The sequence below is a fragment of the Blastococcus sp. HT6-4 genome (assembly GCF_039679125.1).
Taxonomy (GTDB): Bacteria; Actinomycetota; Actinomycetes; order Mycobacteriales; family Geodermatophilaceae; genus Blastococcus; species Blastococcus montanus.
The window spans coordinates 2,891,967-2,908,799 of sequence record NZ_CP155551.1 but is presented as its reverse complement, the minus strand read 5'-3'; the positions used below and the strand labels follow the sequence as shown (position 1 = coordinate 2,908,799).

Annotated in this window: 9 protein-coding genes and 3 pseudogenes; 5 read left to right on the top strand and 7 right to left on the bottom strand. The window is 67.2% G+C overall.

The genetic code is table 11. The features are described 5' to 3' along the window. Positions 1–8: 8 nt before the first annotated feature. Together ABDB74_RS13890 and ABDB74_RS13885 are read left to right on the top strand one after the other, a co-directional pair. Positions 9–1,166: an ATP-binding protein gene (locus tag ABDB74_RS13890; protein ID WP_346619253.1), complete on the top strand. Its 1,158-nt coding sequence runs from the start codon at positions 9–11 to the stop codon at positions 1,164–1,166. Between the two features lie 104 nt (positions 1,167–1,270). Continuing rightward, a complete protein-coding gene (locus ABDB74_RS13885) occupies positions 1,271–2,017 on the top strand; it encodes an enoyl-CoA hydratase/isomerase family protein (protein ID WP_346619252.1) in 747 nt (248 codons plus the stop codon). A 423-nt stretch (positions 2,018–2,440) separates the two neighbouring features. On the opposite strand, the pseudogene ABDB74_RS13880 reads toward ABDB74_RS13885, so the two are convergent. From ABDB74_RS13880 to ABDB74_RS13865, 4 genes and pseudogenes are all read right to left on the bottom strand, one after another. Next, a pseudogene (locus ABDB74_RS13880) lies at positions 2,441–2,611 on the bottom strand (AarF/UbiB family protein); the annotation flags it as partial. Between the two features lie 68 nt (positions 2,612–2,679). Beyond that, a pseudogene (locus ABDB74_RS13875) lies at positions 2,680–3,090 on the bottom strand (AarF/UbiB family protein); the annotation flags it as partial. Positions 3,091–3,329: 239 nt separating this feature from the next. Continuing rightward, positions 3,330–3,692 carry a DUF1330 domain-containing protein gene (locus tag ABDB74_RS13870; protein WP_346619251.1) on the bottom strand — a complete coding sequence of 121 codons (363 nt, stop codon included), beginning with the start codon at positions 3,690–3,692 and terminating at the stop codon, positions 3,330–3,332. A 41-nt stretch (positions 3,693–3,733) separates the two neighbouring features. After that, positions 3,734–4,351: an antibiotic biosynthesis monooxygenase gene (locus ABDB74_RS13865; RefSeq protein WP_346619250.1), complete on the bottom strand. Its 618-nt coding sequence runs from the start codon at positions 4,349–4,351 to the stop codon at positions 3,734–3,736. Between the two features lie 367 nt (positions 4,352–4,718). Between ABDB74_RS13865 and ABDB74_RS13860 the strand changes: the two genes are divergently transcribed. Both ABDB74_RS13860 and ABDB74_RS13855 read left to right on the top strand, forming a co-directional pair. Then, positions 4,719–4,916 (top strand): hypothetical protein, encoded by a 198-nt coding sequence (locus ABDB74_RS13860; RefSeq protein WP_346619249.1) that lies wholly within the window; start codon positions 4,719–4,721, stop codon positions 4,914–4,916. A 148-nt stretch (positions 4,917–5,064) separates the two neighbouring features. Next, positions 5,065–5,499, top strand: a pseudogene (locus ABDB74_RS13855) (enoyl-CoA hydratase/isomerase family protein). Positions 5,500–6,039: 540 nt separating this feature from the next. Here ABDB74_RS13855 and ABDB74_RS13850 read toward each other — a convergent pair. Both ABDB74_RS13850 and ABDB74_RS13845 read right to left on the bottom strand, forming a co-directional pair. After that, the gene (locus ABDB74_RS13850) at positions 6,040–7,638 is read right to left on the bottom strand and encodes an AIPR family protein (protein ID WP_346619248.1); all 1,599 of its coding nucleotides are present in this window, start codon (positions 7,636–7,638) and stop codon (positions 6,040–6,042) included. Between the two features lie 456 nt (positions 7,639–8,094). Then, complete coding sequence (locus ABDB74_RS13845) at positions 8,095–11,079, bottom strand: Eco57I restriction-modification methylase domain-containing protein (protein WP_346619247.1); 2,985 nt, start codon at positions 11,077–11,079, stop codon at positions 8,095–8,097. A gap of 94 nt (positions 11,080–11,173) precedes the next feature. On the opposite strand from ABDB74_RS13845, the gene ABDB74_RS13840 reads away from it, so the two are divergent. Next, a complete protein-coding gene (locus ABDB74_RS13840; protein WP_346619246.1) occupies positions 11,174–12,796 on the top strand; it encodes an N-6 DNA methylase in 1,623 nt (540 codons plus the stop codon). A 538-nt stretch (positions 12,797–13,334) separates the two neighbouring features. Here ABDB74_RS13840 and ABDB74_RS13835 read toward each other — a convergent pair. Then, positions 13,335–16,439, bottom strand: a complete 3,105-nt coding sequence (locus ABDB74_RS13835; protein WP_346619245.1) for a DUF3427 domain-containing protein — start codon at positions 16,437–16,439, stop codon at positions 13,335–13,337. Positions 16,440–16,833 lie beyond the last annotated feature (394 nt).

Here is a 16,833-nt window from a genome sequence, read left to right as displayed (position 1 = left end):
ACGCGATCGTGCGCCTCGGCTTGGCGCTGGACGGCGAGGTGTTGGCGATCCAGGGCCCGCCGGGCAGCGGCAAGACGACGGCCGCCGCCGCGCTGATCCGGGAGCTGCTGGACGCCGGGAAGAAGGTGGGCGTGACGGCGACGTCGCACGCGGTCATCGGCAACCTGCTCAAGGCGGTGGGTCGGCCGGCGCTGCAGAAGTGCGACGAGAGCCAGCACTGCGGGGCGGCCGGCGTCGCCTGGTCTGGGGACAACGGCGTCGTCGCCCGGGCGCTGGCGGACGGCAGTGCGCGGCTGGTCGGCGGGACGGCGTGGTTCTGGACCCGGGCCGATGTGGCGCAGGCCGTCGACGTGCTGGTGGTCGACGAGGCCGGGCAGTTCTCGCTGGCCAACGCCGTCGCCGTAGCGCGGGGCGCGCGGTCGATGGTGCTGTTGGGTGACCCGCAGCAGCTGGCCCAGCCCACTCAGGCCGTGCACCCCGGGGGCTCCGGGGCGTCGGCGCTCGAGCACCTGCTGGACGGCCACGCGACCATCCCGGCCGACCGCGGGGTGTTCCTCGACCGCTCGTACCGGATGCACCCTTCGCTGACGGCCTTCGTCTCCGACCTGGCCTACGAGGGCCGGCTGGAGGCGGCGGACGGCCGGGACCGGGTGGCGGTGCTGGGGGAGGGGCTGCTCGCCGGCAGTGGCTTGCGGGTGCACCCGGTGGAGCACGTGCTGACGGCGGCGGACAAGTGCCAGCAGGAGGCCGACGCCGTCGCGCGGCTGTGGCGGTCGGTGCAGGGCTCGACGTGGCGGAACCACCTGGGGGAGGAGGCGCCGGTCGGGCCGTCGGACGTGCTCGTCGTGGCGCCGTACAACGCGCAGGTCGCGCTGATCAAGGCGGCGCTGCCGGACAGGGCGCGGGTCGGCACCGTGGACAAGTTCCAGGGCCAGGAGGCGCCGGTGGTCCTCTACTCGATGACGAGCACCAGCGCGGACGACGCGCCGCGAGGCGTGTCGTTCCTCTACGACCTGAACCGGCTCAACGTGGCGGTGTCGCGGGCTCAGGCGCTGGCGGTCGTGGTGCTGAGCCCGCTTCTGCTGGACGCGCCGGTGCGCACGCCGGAGCAGCTGCGGCGGGTCAACGCGCTGTGCCGGCTGGTGGAGTCGGCGACCGTCGTCTGATCCCGACCGCGGTGCGCGGGCTGGTGCGGGCCCGTGGTGTGATGCCAGTCAGGTGATGTGCGGGTCGGCGCTGGGGCCGGTCCGCTCGGCAGGAAGGTGGGCTCGTGGCCGGTACCGGTGAGGTTCAGCTCGAGGTGGACGGCGGCGTCGCGATCGTGACGCTCAACGCGCCCGATCGGCGCAACGCGCTGACGCCCGGGATGGCCGACGAGCTGATCGCGACGTTCGACGAGGTGGACGCCAAGCCGGAGGTCGGAGCGCTGGTCATCCGCGGTGTCGGCAAGTCGTTCTGCGCGGGTGGCGACGTGGCGACCCTGACCTCGGCCGGCAAGGACCCGGCGGCGCCGGACGCCTACGAGGGCATGGGCAAGATCTACGACTCCTTCTACCGGCTGGGACAGGTTCGCGTGCCCACGGTGGCGGCGGTGCGGGGTTCGGCGGTGGGTGCCGGCATGAACATGCTGCTGGCGACCGACCTGCGGATCATCGCGCGCGACGCGCGGCTGCTGGCCGGCTTCCTGAAGCGCGGGATGCACCCGGGCGGTGGGCACTTCGTCATCCTGTCGCGGCTGATCGGCCGCGAGGCGGCGGCGGCGATGGCGCTGTTCGGCGAGGAGATCAACGGGGCGAAGGCCGTCGAGCTCGGCCTGGCCTGGGAGGCGCCGGAAGACGCGGCGGTCGAGGACCGGGCGCGGGAGCTCGCGGCTCGGGTTGCGGCTGACCCGGAGCTGGCGCGGATCGCGGTGAGCAACTTCCGCAAGGAGGCCGTCACCGGCGCGATCCCGTGGGACGTCGCCATGCAGTCCGAGCGCCCGGCCCAGATGTGGTCGATGCGCCGCTCGGCTCAGTAGCCGGGCAGCCACCGCCGCAGCTCGCCGTCCACCGCGACGGTGGCGTTCAGCGAGCAGAGGACGCCGACCAGATCGGCGGCCACCCGCTGTAGTAGCAGGTGCCGGGCGGGATCGACAGTTTTCGCTGGGTGCGTCGGGCGTCGCCGAGGGGTCGGAGGCTCGCCGGGTCTGCTCCTGCAACCAGCCGCGAGTGAACGCGTACCGCTCACTCCGCAGCGGCTGCAGGTAGGGTTCCAGGAGCGTGAGCAGGGCCGCGGGCGTCACGTCGTCCGGTCGCAGCAGGTGGGCCGAGGCGGCGATGCGGTGGAGTTCCGCGGCGTCGCCGTCCCGTCCGGCGGCGAGCAGGGGGCCGAGCCGGGCCGGCCAGCCGTGCGGCATGGGCTGGTTCGACCCGAAGTCGAGGACGCCGAGCCGGCCGTCGTCCATGAGCCGGAAGTTGCCAGGGTGCGGGTCCCCGTGCAGCCGATGGGCCCGTGAGGGGCCGGAGGTGAAGAGGCGCACGAGGACCTCGCCGCAGCGGTCGCGGTCCTCCTGGGTGCCGGAGGTGATGACGCGGGACAGGGGAGTGCCGTCGATCCACCGGGTGACGAGCACCTCGCCTTCGACGGCCAGCACCTCGGGCACGAGGACGTCGGCGGTCCCCGCGGGTAGGCGTCGGCGAAGGCGGTCTGGGCCTCTGCTTCGCGCGCGTAGTCGACCTCCTCGACAAACCCTTCGCGCAGCTCGCTGAAGAGCTGGCGGACGTCGAGGTGCGGGGCCGTAGCCTTCACGATTGGGGAAATTCTCTGCAGCATGCCGAGGTCGGCGACCAAGGCCTCGGCCGCGCCCGGGCACTGGACCTTGACGGCCACCGGCGTGCCGTCTGACCAGGTGGCGCGGTGGACCTGCCCGATGCTGGCGGCCGCGGCGGGCCGGTCGTCGAAGTCGCGGAATCGTTCGCGCCAGTGCGGTCCGAACGACGCTTCGAGTTGCTCGTGGACGCGCGCGGCCGGCATGGGCGGCGCCGCCTCCTGCAGCCGGACGAGCGTCTCGCGGTAGGGGCCGGCCAGCTGCTCGGGGAGCGCGGCTTCCATGGCGGAAAGCGCCTGGCCCATCTTCATGGCGCCGCCCTTGAGATGGCCGAGGGTGGCGAACAGCTGCTCGGCGGTGCGCTGCTGCACCTGCGCCGCGACGAGCTCGGCGGGGCGGCCACCGAGGCGCTTGCCGAGGCCGAGCGCGGTACGGCCGGCATAGGCGGCCGGGAGTGCGGCGAGACGGGCCGTCCGGGCGAGGCGGCCGCGCACCGGCGTCCCCTCGTCCCGACCCCCCACGGCTACCAGGGGGTGGTGGGCTGGAGCACGGCCTCGGTGAGCGCTTGGGTGCGCAGGTGCGTGACCTTCTGGTACCCGCGGTCGGCGACCATGCGGCTGAACGCCTCGCGGGAGGAATAGCGCACGAGCAGGAAGGCGTCCCAGTTCTGGCCCTGCTCGGCGACGAGCGGCGTGCCGCCGTCCCCGGCATAGAGGACCTCGCCGCCGTAGCGGGGGAGGAAGGTCTCGGAGAGGGCCTTGGCGTACTGGTCGTAGGACTCGCGGCCGCCCTCGGCGAAGCGGAGCAGGTTGAGCATGATGACAGGACCGCCGGGGTCCTCCTGGAGGTAGCGCTCGAGGTCTGCACCGCGGGGGTCGATCGCCATGTGTCGACGCTACTGGCGCTCCTCCTGGGGAGCGACGTCCGTCAGACCGTTTCCGGGACCCGCAGGTGGGCCACGGCGAGGTCCATCTCCGCGATGTCGGTGATGCGGGCGCCCATGGCCTGGGCGAACTGCTCGGGCAGGTGCTTGGCCTGCTTGCGGACCAGGGCGAGCGCGTCGCGGGTCTCGAAGGCGGTGACGCTGACCGTGCGGCCGGTGCGCCGGTCGACCAGCATGCTCAGGCTGTCGAAGCCCATCAGCTCCTGCAGCCGCGGCATGAGGTTGTGCCGGTAGGCGTCGAGGAGTTCGTTCAGGTGGTTCGGCGGGATGCGGGCCCAGGTGACCTGGGCGCCGGCGCCGTCCCCGGCCGGGCGCTCGCGGTGCAGGACGGCGATCTCCCACTCCTGGATGTCGAGGCCCTGGGCGCCGAGGGCCTGCATGAGCCGGATGGGGTGGACGTCCTCGGTGGCCGCGCGCATGGCATCGGCGTCGGCCCAGGACGTCGTGACGATGCAGCGGCCGCTCTCGCGGTCGGTGAGCATCGACAGGCCGATGCAGCCGTCGATCTGCTGGATCGCCGGCATCACCTCGTCGCGGGTGAAGGCGATGCCGGCGTCGAGGTTGTCGGGGTCGGCCTCGATGGTGGTGGATCGAGCGTGCATGCCACCGCACCTTCCGCTCGTGGCGGCGCCCCGGTGGCGTCGCCACTGGGGCTCACCCTGGCTGTGATGGATATCGGCCGCAATGCTGTGACGGCCCGGCCCCGGCGCGACCGTCTCGCTCTTCGGTGGCCGGCTGAGCGGGGCGCGCCGGTCATCGGGATGCCCGGCTCGGACGCGGGCGTCACCTACGGTTGGTCCCGCGTCCTTCCCCGTCTTCCGGCGCGCTCCCGGCAGGTCCCCGGCCGTTCCGCGGCCGGCTCCGACCGTGCCCGGCAGCAGCCTGCCGTGGGGACGCCGAAACCGTCGTCCTGAGCCGAGGAGCTGTGCAGCGTTGTCCGGCATGCCGTCCAGCGGGATCTCCCGCCCGATGACCACCGGCAACCTGATGGCTGACTGCGAACGCTGGTGCCGGGACAACCTGCGCCGCCGCGAGGTGCCTGCTGCGAGCGGGACGACGCTCCGCCTGGTTGCCGCTCCGGTGGCTGCCCCACCCGCCGCCCGCCGCGGCGGCTTCCGGCCCGGCCCCGGTTGGCCGGGCATTCCGGTCGCGCGCACCGGCAGCTGAACCCAGCGGTTGCTGCAGGCCGGGCATAACTCGGCGACCGATATCGCTGTCTCCCGGCCCCCCGCCACGGATACGGCACTGGGGCCGTGGCCGGCGTCGGGGCTGGTCGGATCGGTAGGAAGGTGGACTCCTGGCCGGATCCGGCGAGGTGCTGCTCGAGGTGGAGGTCGGCGTCGCCACAGTGACGCTGAAAGCCCCGGACCGGCGCAACGCGCTGACGCCGGCAATGGCCGATGAGCTGATCGCGACGTTCGACGAGGTGGACGCCAAGCCGGAGGTCGTCGCGCTGGTGATTCGGGCGGTCGGGAAGTCGTTCTGCGCCGTTGGCGACACCGCGACGCTGACCTCGGCCGGCAAGGACCCGGCCGCGCCCGACGCCTACAAGGGCATGGGCAGGATCTACGACTCCTTCTAACGGCTGGGTCAGGTGCGCGTGCCGACGGTGGCGGCGGTGCGCGGCTCGGCGGTGGGCGCCGGCATAGACATGCTGCTCGCGACGGACCTGCGGATCGTGGCGCGCGACGCCGGCGGCTGTGCGGGTTCCTCAAGCGCGGGATGCACCCGGGTCGCGGGCACTTCGTGATCCTCTCGCGGCTGATCGGCCGCGAGGCGGCGGCCGCGATGGCGCTCTTCGTCGAGGAGATCAACGGCAACAAGGCGGTCGAGCTCAGGCTGGCCTGGGAGTCAGTTGACGAGGCCGCAGTCGAGGATCGGGTGCTGGAGCTGGCAGGGAGGGTGGGCGGCGCACCCGGAGCTGGGGCGGGTGGCAGTGGGCAACCTCCGCAAGGAGGTCGTCAACGGCGCGGTGGCCGTGGACTTCGCGATGCAGTCCGAGCGCCCGGCGCAGATGTGGTCGATGCGGCGTAGCACGACGGGTTAGCCCACAGACGCTACATCGGGCTAGGCCGACCAAACGCATGTCTCATCTTCGGGGGCGCTGGTGTCATTTGCGCTCCTGGGAGAGCAATATGGCCATGCGCCAGTGTCTATGGCGCGATGTCGAAGGGCGGCTGCGTTAGCGCCCCGAAGTTTGATACCCAGGCTGCGCCAATAGGAACCCGCTCGCCTGCTTGACCGTACGCCTCGAGGGCGACGGCAGGCATGGAGCCCGATCAACTGTGCGCTATTCAGGTGTCAATTCGAATAGGTAGCCAGGGTCCCGATTGTTCATTCTCCGCGAGACCGTAATGATCTCTCGCCGGAGAGGTGCAATGCCAGTATTACTCATGAAGACAGTTTTCGCATCAAAGTCACTACCGTCACCTGCTGCCGCCTCGACCGCATCACGAACGTAGTCGTTGATGTTCATAGCAACGTCCCGGGCGCGATCGGTCAGGAAGCTGAGCACCTCCTGCGTCTTGTGGGGCAACCACTCCTCGGGGGCCTCGAGTAAGCGTGTCCCGCCGGGCGTTAGGCGCAACAGTTCGGCAACCAACGCCACGACTACAAATCGAACCGAGGAGAACGAAGATCGCAGCTCCCCGTGGAGGTCGTCGCGGGCCGTGTCCGCCGCCTCGCTTAAGAGCTTCAGCAGGTAGAGCTTCGGCGCACTGATGTCTGCTGCAAAGACGTCATGGTAATCCTGATCAAATAGGCGCACTTTCCTCACGGCAGCTGCGGGCCGTTGCCGATAGGCCGCCATGATCAGCTGTGCGGCATGCGTATTATCCAATGAGCGGTCCGCTGTTATCTTCTCTCCAACCTTGATCGTGTAGGCGAAGGCGGCCCCGTACGTCGCTGACACTTGGCGTTGTAGATCCAGCTGAATTGAATCTGTTGAACGCTGGTCTCTAATATTCACCGCGTTCTGGTTGTTCGCGCGGTATGTTATTACGTCACTCAGACGACTATCCGCCTCGGGAAGCTGAATCACTTTCACCAAGAGTTTCAGGCTCGGCGTAATGACGTTCCGCGCCCGATGAAGGGCGAGTAGCGACTGGCAGCCGTTCACGACTGTTACTCCCGACAACTGCAGCCTCGTGGCGCGCACTTGGAGCCCTAGAGTGAGAATGGTTATACCATTGTGAGACGCTGGGAACAGATCGTGTTCGCTGGCGTCAGTGACGGTTTTTGCAAGCTCTCTATTGATCCGGGTATTGCCGGCAGACAGGCGCACGTTCCTGCTAAACAACGTCATATCGTCGATGCCGGGTAGTTTCACGAGCTCGGTCGCCGGGACCAACGCCACCGCCAAGCGCGCCTGGCCATCCAAGTCGTCCAGTAGAGGTCTCGTTGCCGCCCGTAGAGTAACGACCTCGGCGCGTAAGTCGGCCCGCTCGACCCGCGCGGCCACTGCTGCCAATCGCCCGCCATGCCATACATCCAGAGTAGGGTCCTGGCCAACCATGGCTTCCGTTAGGCTGGCCCCGGCGGCATCAAGTTCAGCGTTCGTGACAAAGACTAAGCGTCGAACACGGTAGCCCTTCCCAACTTTATTTGAGATGTCGTGCCTGATAAGAAGGCGGCGAAGCTCAGGGTTTGGCTTGCTTGCAAGTAATCCATCGACGCTTGCCGAGGAGTCGAAGTAGCGAGCAGCCCCCATTAGGTTCTTAAGATCATTGTCGCCCTGGGTCTTGGTTGGGCTCTCCATCCTCTTGCTTTGGTAGACAGTGATCTCGCTCAGCTCATCGTTGACTGTCAGGGCGTCGATGCCCTTGTCGCCACTGCCATCACATATCGCTTGTGGCACTTCTTCGGCATCAAGGCGCTCGACGTGCGTCAAGAACCACGCGAGCATGGCAGCGCTTGGCGTCCGGTCACCGATTCGGTGCGATTCGAACTGGCGCGCGAGCAGCCTACGAGCAGCCGTATCCACGTCGGAACTTCAGCACCTTTTGGTGGCCCGCGGTTGGAGGCGCGCAGGCGGTGGTGTGCGACCTGAACCTCCTCACCGTCTCGGATGCCAGGAGCCGGCAGAGCGCGGCGGGGAGCCGGGGACAGGCCCTGCCCCCCTCGAGCGGTCCACGGGGCGTTCTTGCCGGGCCCCACGCCACGGGACCGGAGCGACGCAGGTCTGTCACTCGGCCCATCGCGTCCTCGCGCTTTCGCGTCCGTTAGGGCTTCGTCAAGCACCGGGGCGGTGAAGCGGCCTCTCTTCTCAAGGGCCTGCGAAACCGCTTCTCGCACCGCCGGCTCTCGCCGCTCGCGATGCTCGACCCTCGGACCGTGATCCGAGTGTCTATCCGACAGTCGTCTGTACCTGGCCGTCCGTGAGGCCATACGCCTCGGTGATGATCGATCGGTTCTTGAGGGCCAGAATCTCCCGGCGCTGGACGAGGGAACCCCGGAGGACGCTGTCGTTCTCCTCGCGGAGCCGGCGCTCGAACTCCTGCAACTGCCTGGTGTTCCGCTCCAACTCGTCCACAGCCTCGCTGGACAGGGCTGGGACCGGGACGCCCTGTAGGGTGGCCTTGGAGTGCACGACATACCCGCCCTGGAAGGCGCGAGCGCGGGCGGCCACGTAGGCGTCGACGGCCGGATGAGACAGCAGTGCTATGACGACCTCCATCGAGATCGGACACTGTGGCGTGGGTCGGAGCAGCGTGTACGGACCACTCCCACCGCCGGGCACGACGTGATCGCGCCGGTCCGGCACGTACTGAGCCTTTCCAGCCACGGACATGGTGCGGTTGACGATTTTGGGGCCGTCCATCTTCCACAAACTCTGATTCCGGCCGTAGGCCCAAAATGCCTCGTCCAGTGTCGCGGCCCGCGCGCGCAGTCGGCCTTCCTTGGCGCGTAGGTACTCGAGCGCCTTGGGGAACCTGTGCTGCATGGTCTGCAGGTCGAACGGGGTGGCCTTTCCGCGCTTCTGGCCGGGGTGCGGTTGTTCCACTTCGTACGGGAAGATGGCGACGTAGTCGCCGTCGGGCTGGTCGCCGTACGGCATGAGGGCTACGTCTCGGATGGCGGGGCGCAGCATGCCCCGCTCGATCGACCAAAGCTCGCCTTCATCGTCGAGGATTTCCACGTGGTTGCTTGCCGGATCGTCAGCAGCGACGCGGAGCAGGAAGAGAGGGTCCGCGGAGGTCTGCACTCCCACGAAAATGTCCACCCAGTTCTCGTCACCAAGCCTTGCGATGGCGGCGGCCTCCATCGTTGTGAACATCGTGGCTTGCTCGGCCCCGGCGATGGGCCAGACGGCTTCCCCCAGGTCGGCACGCACGAGTGAGACCTCGGACGCGGCCTCCGAATCTCCGTTGAGGTATGCGGCAGCGTTCGAGACCAACGAAACTGTTAAATCCGAGGTCTCGTCCGTGCCGCTCGCGACGACGAAGCAGGTGTAGGTCAGGCGGCCAGGGAAGAGCTGCTCGACCCCAAAGTGCACAAGTTTCCGCAGCTTCTTCCCGAGAACGCCGCGCAACCGCCCACCTGCCGCCGACGACGTGAAGCCGTGCTTGACGACGAAGGCCAGACTGCCCTCCGGCTTGATGAGACGAAGAGACCGCTCGAGGAAGAGCATGTACACGTCGAAGTTGTGCGACTGTGCGGACACGTAGCCGGAACGGGCGTCTTGGAAGTACTCCAGCTGCTGCGGCATGTGTGCGGCGAGGACCTGAATTCGAATATAGGGCGGGTTGCCGATCAGGCAGGTAAAGCCACCGGCCGCCTGCGTCTCCGGAAATGCGAGGGCCCAGTCGAACGGTGCGACGGCCGCCCACACCTCGGGCTCGGCGGCCGCGTCGGGGACGATCTGGTCGAAGTCGTAGCCGACGAGGGCGTTACCGACCTGCAGGTTGTGGTCGAGGCTAGGAAGCACAGCCTGCGCGGTGGCGATGTCCACCAGGTCCTCGCCCAGCACGACGAGCAGCAGGCTGAGCCGCGCCACCTCGACAGCTTCGCCGTCGATGTCGACGCCGAAGATGTGCTCCCGCGCCAATCGCCCGCGGCCAACGAGGTCGAGAGGACCCGTGGCGGCCTCCTCATGGCGGATTAAGCGCTCCAACGCGGCCACGAGGAATACACCACTGCCGCTGGCCGGATCAGCGACTGTCAGGTCTGCGGGAACGGGCTGACCTACGACGAGGTGCTGGCCGAGGGCCAGGTCGAGGAGCTTGTCAACTACGTCCGCGGGCGTGGGGACGACGCCTCCTGCGTGCGCCAGCTCCGGCTTGGGTACCAAGGTCACGGCCCGTTCTTCATCGATCTCGACGCGCTCGGCCAGAGACTGCTCGTAAAGGGCGGCGAGGGTGTCGGGCTCCAAGAGACCGAAGGCGAACTTGCTGCGCGGCCAGTAAAGGTCCCGAACGACCGAGCCGAGCACGTCCGCATCGATCCGGACGGAGTCCAGCGCCCGGAAGAGTCCGGCGTTGAAAATCTCGTCTGCTCGCTTGAACTCGTTCGAAAGCTCGCCGGCCTCGGAGGACTTTCGCAGGTCCTCGTACTTCTTGATGTTGCGGTCCTCGCACACGCGGAGGAACAGCATGGCGTTTAGCAGTCGCTGCGTCCGGCGGCCGACCTCTGCAGCGGCCAGTGCAGGATCTTCCAGGGAGATGGCCTGAGCAAGCTGCTGACGCCAGTGCCGGAAGTGCTTGAGAAAGCTCTGGTCGAAGGCGGAAGTGCCGCGTAGGGGCTCCGCATAGTCGTACACGCTGTAGAAGGCTTCGCTTGCAACGGACTCATACGACAGGCGCTCCCACAGGTCGTCGAAGCGTGACACATAGTCCGTGTACGCGAAGTGGCATCTGGGGATTACGGCGTAGTCGGTAGCCTGCGACTCGTCCGGCTCGTTCTTCGTGTCGAAGATGACGAGCTCGGAGAAGTTCGTGAGCACGGCCGCGGGTAGCTGCAAGGTGAAGCCGTACGTGCGGGTCTGGTGGGCTGATTCCCGGCTGTTCGACAGCCGGACGGACGGCTTCTTCGCCTCCCAAGGAAGGCGGTCTCGCCCGTTCACGCGAAGCCGGTAGTCGGGCCTTCCGGCGCTGCCTTCTTCCGAGAGGGTCTGCTCAACGACGACGTCCCGGAGCGAGTGCGGAACTCCCTCGTCGTTGTTCACGTCCCAGCCGAGGATTCGCAGCATCTTGTCGATGTAGTCGAGCCTTGCCTGGGCCTCCGGGTAGGTGGACCCGGGGGCTTCGAGGGCAGCGCGCTGACTGTCGTACTGCTCCACCAGCTTCGCAAGCTCGAGTCGTGCAGCTTCCTTGTCCAGGCGGATGAATCCCACGCAGGAAGCAGAACACGGTGAGGTAGCGGCGCCGGGCATGACACGCACCGGCCGGTGGCAGCGACTTGTCGGTGCCGCCACGGATACTCATCGCATGCCTCGTTTCACCAGCAAGATCGCGCCGGACGTCGACAAGCTCCGAGGCGGCTACTACACCCCCGACGCGATCGCTCGCGCCGTGGCTGCCTGGGTGGCGGGCGCCGGGACTCGGCTGCTGGAGCCGGCGGCGGGCGACGGCGCGATCCTGCGGCACCTGGTCGCCAAGGCAGGATCGGCTGACGTGCTCGGTATCGAGCTCGAGGCGGCTGAGGCTCGCCGTGCTGCTGAGCACGGTGGGAGTGTGATCCAGGACGATTTCTTTCGCTGGTTTGATGCGGCCCAACACGGTCGTCACGACGGTGTTGCCGGCAATCCGCCGTATATCCGTTTCGGCAACTGGTCGCAGGTCGAGCGTGAGCGAGCCCTCCGGTTCATGCGCGAACTTGGGCTGCCAACTACGAAGCTGATGAATGCCTGGATGCCGTTCGTCGCCGCGTCCATGGTTGCTGTGAGAGAGGGCGGTCGTGTTGGGCTCGTGCTGCCGGCGGAGCTGCTCCAGGTCGGCTATGCGAAGGCCTTGCGGGCCTACCTTGTCGACAACTGCGCAGAGATCACGCTGATCTCCTTTCGGAAGCTCGTTTTTCCGGGCATTTTGCAGGAGGTTGTGCTCCTGCTGGCGACGCGCGGAGAAGGCCCTGCCGTGATGCGGGGCGTGGAGATCGACGATGCGGCCGAACTGGGCGACCTGAACCTGAGCGCGGTTCCGGCAGTGGTCGCGCCGTTGCATGATGGCGAGAAGTGGACGAAGTATTACCTGGCCGCGGACGAGGTCGCTGGGCTGCGGAGCATGCGGGAGGACGCCCGGCTGACCACCGTGGGCGCCTGGGCCTCTGTTGACGTGGGCGTCGTGACGGGCAGGAATAGCTTTTTCACGATGACCGCGGGCGACGCTGCTGCTCTGGACCTGGCCGATCTCACCAAGGGTCTCGTGTCCCGCAGCGCACAGCTGACCGGGGTGGCATTCACCCCCGCGGACCTCAATGAGCAGGCCATCACAGCCGCGAGGACGCGACTGCTGGACGTGCCCTCCGACGTGTCCCCCGAGACCCACGCCGGCCTCCGTCGGCACGTCGAGGAGGGTGAAGCCGAGGAGGTGCACCTTGGCTACAAGTGCCGGATTCGCCGTGATTGGTGGCGCGTTCCGTCCACCAGTTCTCCTGACGGCTTCATGCTCCGACAGATCCACAGGTATCCACGGATCTTCGCAAACCTCACAGATGCGACCAGCACGGACACCGTGCACCGAGTGACCCTCCGCAGGACCGATGCCACAGCCACGCAGCTAGCCGTTGCTTCGCTGAACAGCGTTACCTGCGCGTCGGCAGAAGTGGTGGGGCGCAGTTACGGCGGCGGCATTCTTGAGCTGGAGCCCTCCGAAGCGGAGCACATTCCCATCCCGAGCCCGGCCCTGGTCGACGAGGCACTGGCAACGAAGGTGGACGAATTGCTGCGGGACGGTCGTACAGCTGAGGCGGTCGAGCTGGTCGACCAAACACTGTTAATCGACGCGCTGGGTTTCACCCGCCAGGAGGTCGAGCTGGCCAGCTCGGCGTGGCGGCGGCTGCGTGACAGGCGAGCGAGTCGTGGTCGTTCGAGCAAGGTCATCGTGTCGGGATAGCTGCCCTACACGCCATGGGACGAGTCTGCGTGGCGCCGGCTACAGGCCTCCTCGTCGGTTGTCGATGCCCGGGGCCTGGCCTCGTGATCGGGCGGTGCTCTACAGAGACGCGGCCGCGCCGTGTGCGCCAGACCTACGACTCGTTCGACCGTGCTATCGCCGTGAAACTCCGCCGAGCATCCGGAAAGCCTTCCAGGTCAGACGTGCGCCTGCTGGACCTGGGCACCGAGGTTGAGCTGCGGGATCAGTTCCACCGCCCCTAACTGCGGTGCCTGGCGTGAACATCCCTATCGCGAAGGTGTCGACGCGCCGGGGGTCCCACATTGACCTAACTGTCTCCGAGTCGGCACTCGCCACGTTGCTGCGTCACCTCGATTGGTTCAGGCGTCTCGCTGCGGCGATCTCCGAGGGGGCAGCTGCAACGGCGTCCGAGACGCCTCACGTGCCGGTGCAGCAGACGGCCTCTACGTCAACGCCACCCCTGGCCGTCAAGACGGCCAGGGGCTAAGGAGTGACCGCTGACATCAGGGGGTCGCCCTTAGGCAATCTTTGCAGCGTGAAACACATCAGCGGGAAGAGCATGCTCCAACTGCCAGAGGATGCGCATCGGACGTTCGCCGGTGTGGGAGAGGTAAGACATCGGGCCGGCGTACAAGTACGGGGGCGTGCCGAGCGTTCCGTCAGCCGTCTTCGTCTCGCGGACGAAGAGGTGCACCGACGAGCCCAACTCGCAGTGCTTGATGTAGCGCTGGCCGGTCGGGGAACTCTCAGCCGTCGTGCTCTGAGACTCCCACTGGAACACGTTCGGTGAGATGGCGTGGTCCGCATACATCGTTGTGGGGGAGAAGTGCGCCTCTGACTTCACCAGCGTCACGAAGAAGACGTCGGCCTGGTCGCCCGGCACCCAGCGCACTCCCGAGCCGAACGTGCCGTTGAGGTTCTCCATTCCGAAGGCCGCCAGCGCTTCATTGCGGCTATATCTAGCGTGAACATGCAGCGGACGTGGGCCCGCAATCTCCAGGGCTGGCGCGACGCGATGGATGCGGTCATGGAGGACCCCGCTGAGCTCGCGCAGTTCTGCCGTTCGACCTCGGTTCGCCAGGAGCCGGGCGAGGCTGGCCTCCATGCTGCTGAAGGGTGTCCGAGCGTCGAAGAGGGAGAAGTGCAGCATCGCCGCGAGGCGACGCACCCGGTCTGTGTCTGCGAGGTCGGCGGATTCCGTTACAGCGTGAAAGAACCGCAGACGCTCAAGGTCGTCCACGTGCAGCATGCGGCCAAGAGCGGCCCCCAGCGCGTCGTCGTCCGGACCCATCGGGCTGACGTCCCAGCCGGCCGCTCGTTTCAGATCCAGCCAGCTCCGGCCGTTGCCTCGGTACAGGTCCTCAAGCTCGATGCCAGCTTCGTCAAGGAACTCGGCCATCGTCGGCCGCTCAAGGCTGCGCGCCTCGGCGGTCAGTCCCTTCCACGAGACGTTCAGCGACTGCCTGATGTTGTCCAGCACGATCTGCTGAGCGACCCGGTCGAGCTCGATGTGGCAGCCGGCCGGCAAGGTTGGAAATCCTTGCTGGACGTCTCGCTGTAGTCCGCGACGTGAGCTGCCGGTCAGTGCCCGGAAGCGCAGGTCGAAACGGAACTCCTTGTGCTGAGCACCGATGAAGTCCAGGACGGTGAGGCATGCCTTGTCCTCGGCCAGTCGCAGGCCTCGTCCCAACTGCTGCAGAAACACCGTGGCGCTCTCCGTCGGTCGGAGAAAGAGCACTGTGTCGACAGCCGGGATGTCGAGGCCCTCATTGAAGAGGTCGACCGTGAAGAGCACGTTGACCGTGCGATCCCGCAGGGCGGCCAACGCAGCTGCGCGCTCTTCTCGCGGGGTTTGCGAGGTGATTGCCTGGCTGGGGATGCCAGATGCGCTGAAGCGCTGGGCCATGAACTCGGCGTGCTGGATGCTCACGCAGAACCCCAGGGCGCGCATGCTGCCGGGGCTCTCCACCTTGTCGTGCACCGCCTGAAGGATGAGCCGCACGCGGTGGTCGTCACCGGTGTAGACGTTGGTGAGTTCGGTGATGTCGTAGCCGCGGCCGCGCTTCCAGCGGACCTGGTCAAGAGCCACGTTGTCGTGAAGGCCGAAGTACTGGAACGGTGCCAGCAGTCCCTGCTCCAGCGCTTCCCAGAGCCGCAACTCCACCGCTGTGCGGCCGTCGAACCACTCCCGGACGTCGGCGCCGTCAGTCCGCTCGGGAGTGGCGGTCAGACCCACCAGCACCTTGGGCGTGAGGTGCTCAAGGAGCCGGCGGTATGTGGCGGCCATCGCGTGGTGAAACTCGTCTACGACCACGAGGTCGAAGTGCGCAGGGTCCAGCTCGGCGAGGTCTAGCTGAGTCAAGGACTGAACGGACCCGAACACGTGGCGCCACTCGCGCGGACGCGCACCGCCGACATAGAGCTCGCCGAAGTCGCCCTGTCTGAGCACGTGCCGGAACGTGGACAGGCTTTGAACCAGCAGCTCCTCCCGGTGCGCGATGAAGAGGATCCGGTCGACGGTTCCCGCATTCCGCAAACGCTTGTAGTCGAGGGCCGACACCACGGTCTTCCCCGTACCGGTTGCCATCACGACGAGGTTGCGCCATCGGTTGTGAATGGTCCGTTGGGCCTGAAGCTCGTCGAGGATTTCTCGCTGGTAGCCATACGGCCGAACGTCGAGCGAGGTGATCTCAATGGGCAGATCGGAGGGACCTCCGCGCTCGGCGCTGAGTGCCTCGCGGAGCCGGTCGCCGTCCCGCGCCGGCTCGTACGCCGCGAACGACGGGTCAGCCCAGTAGCTGTCGAACGTTTCGGCGAAGGTCTCCAGGAGGTGTGCCTGCTCGACGCTCGAGAGACGAACGTTCCACTCCAGGCCGTCTGTTAGCGCCGTCCGCGACATGTTCGATGAGCCGACGTACGCTGTCGACATCCCGGTCGCCCGGCGAAACAGCCATGCCTTGGCGTGGAGTCGCGTCGTTCGCGTCTCGTAGGAAATCTTGACGTCGGCGCCCAACTCGACGAGGCGGTCGAGGGCGCGCTGGTCGGTAGCTCCCATGTAGGTCGTCGTAATGACACGCATCCGACCGCCACGCTTGCGGAGGCCGAGTAGCGCCTTCTCCAGGACGCGGAGGCCCTGCCACTTGATGAAGGCGCAGAGCAGGTCGACGTCGTTGGCGGACGCCAGCTCGCGCGTCACTTCGGAGCCGATGCGCGGCTGACCGCGACCGTTCACCAGCAGCGCGCTCAACGACAGGGGGACGGCGGGGCGTTCAGGAAATTTCGATGGTCCCGGGACGACGCTCGGCGGAGCGATTGCCAATAGGGTGCGGGCCGGATCCGCGACCGCATCGTCCATGTCTGTCGCATCGGGTGCGAGCTCACCGATTGCGGCGATCATCCGGTTGGTCAGTTCGACCTGGCGACGGATGGCCGCTGCGTCGCTGCCACCGGCTGCCCGCAGAGCGCGACTGGCGAGCTGCGTGATGTGGCGAGTCAGGGTCTCGTGCGCGTCCGCTGGGTCAAGCCCACCAAGCTGAACGAGGTCGGGCGTCGTCCCGGCAAGGTCCTTGCTCATCCGGTCGGTGAGCAGGTGTTCGTACAGCCCGGGTCGCACGTCCGTCATGGGCAGAAAGTAATCGGACACTTGCGCTACTGTGCGATGCGACGCGAAGCCAAGCTCCGTCCACGACCACTCGCTCAGCGACCGCCGACTCCCGGATTCGCGACGACCGGAAGCAAGTTGGCTGCGGTCACCGCCAGCTTGCGGACTTCAGTGAGGTGCGCATGAAGGGCGTTGTGCTTGTTGCCGTCCAGGTTCAATGGCAGGTCCAGCAGCTCAATCAGCTGATCCTCGAGTTCTCACGGACGCTCGTGCGGAAGGAAGCTCACGTAGGCGTGCTCGGACATCCAGCGGGACAGCTTCTGTTCGCCGGCGACGAAGGCCTTCCGCGAGCCAGATCCGACACGCCTGAGCTCGGTCCTGATTTCCGTAGCGAGTAAGCGCCCAGCTGTAGCGC

Bases quoted from the DNA above. Each gene is read 5' to 3' on its own strand.
- ABDB74_RS13870 (WP_346619251.1), bottom strand. From the start codon at position 3,692: ATGGCGATCGACCCCCGCGGTGCAGACCTCGAGCGCTACCTCCAGGAG.
- ABDB74_RS13865 (WP_346619250.1), bottom strand. From the start codon at position 4,351: ATGCACGCTCGATCCACCACCATCGAGGCCGACCCCGACAACCTCGAC.
- ABDB74_RS13860 (WP_346619249.1), top strand. From the start codon at position 4,719: ATGACCACCGGCAACCTGATGGCTGACTGCGAACGCTGGTGCCGGGAC.
- ABDB74_RS13840 (WP_346619246.1), top strand. From the start codon at position 11,174: ATGCCTCGTTTCACCAGCAAGATCGCGCCGGACGTCGACAAGCTCCGA.
- ABDB74_RS13835 (WP_346619245.1), bottom strand. From the start codon at position 16,439: ATGACGGACGTGCGACCCGGGCTGTACGAACACCTGCTCACCGACCGG.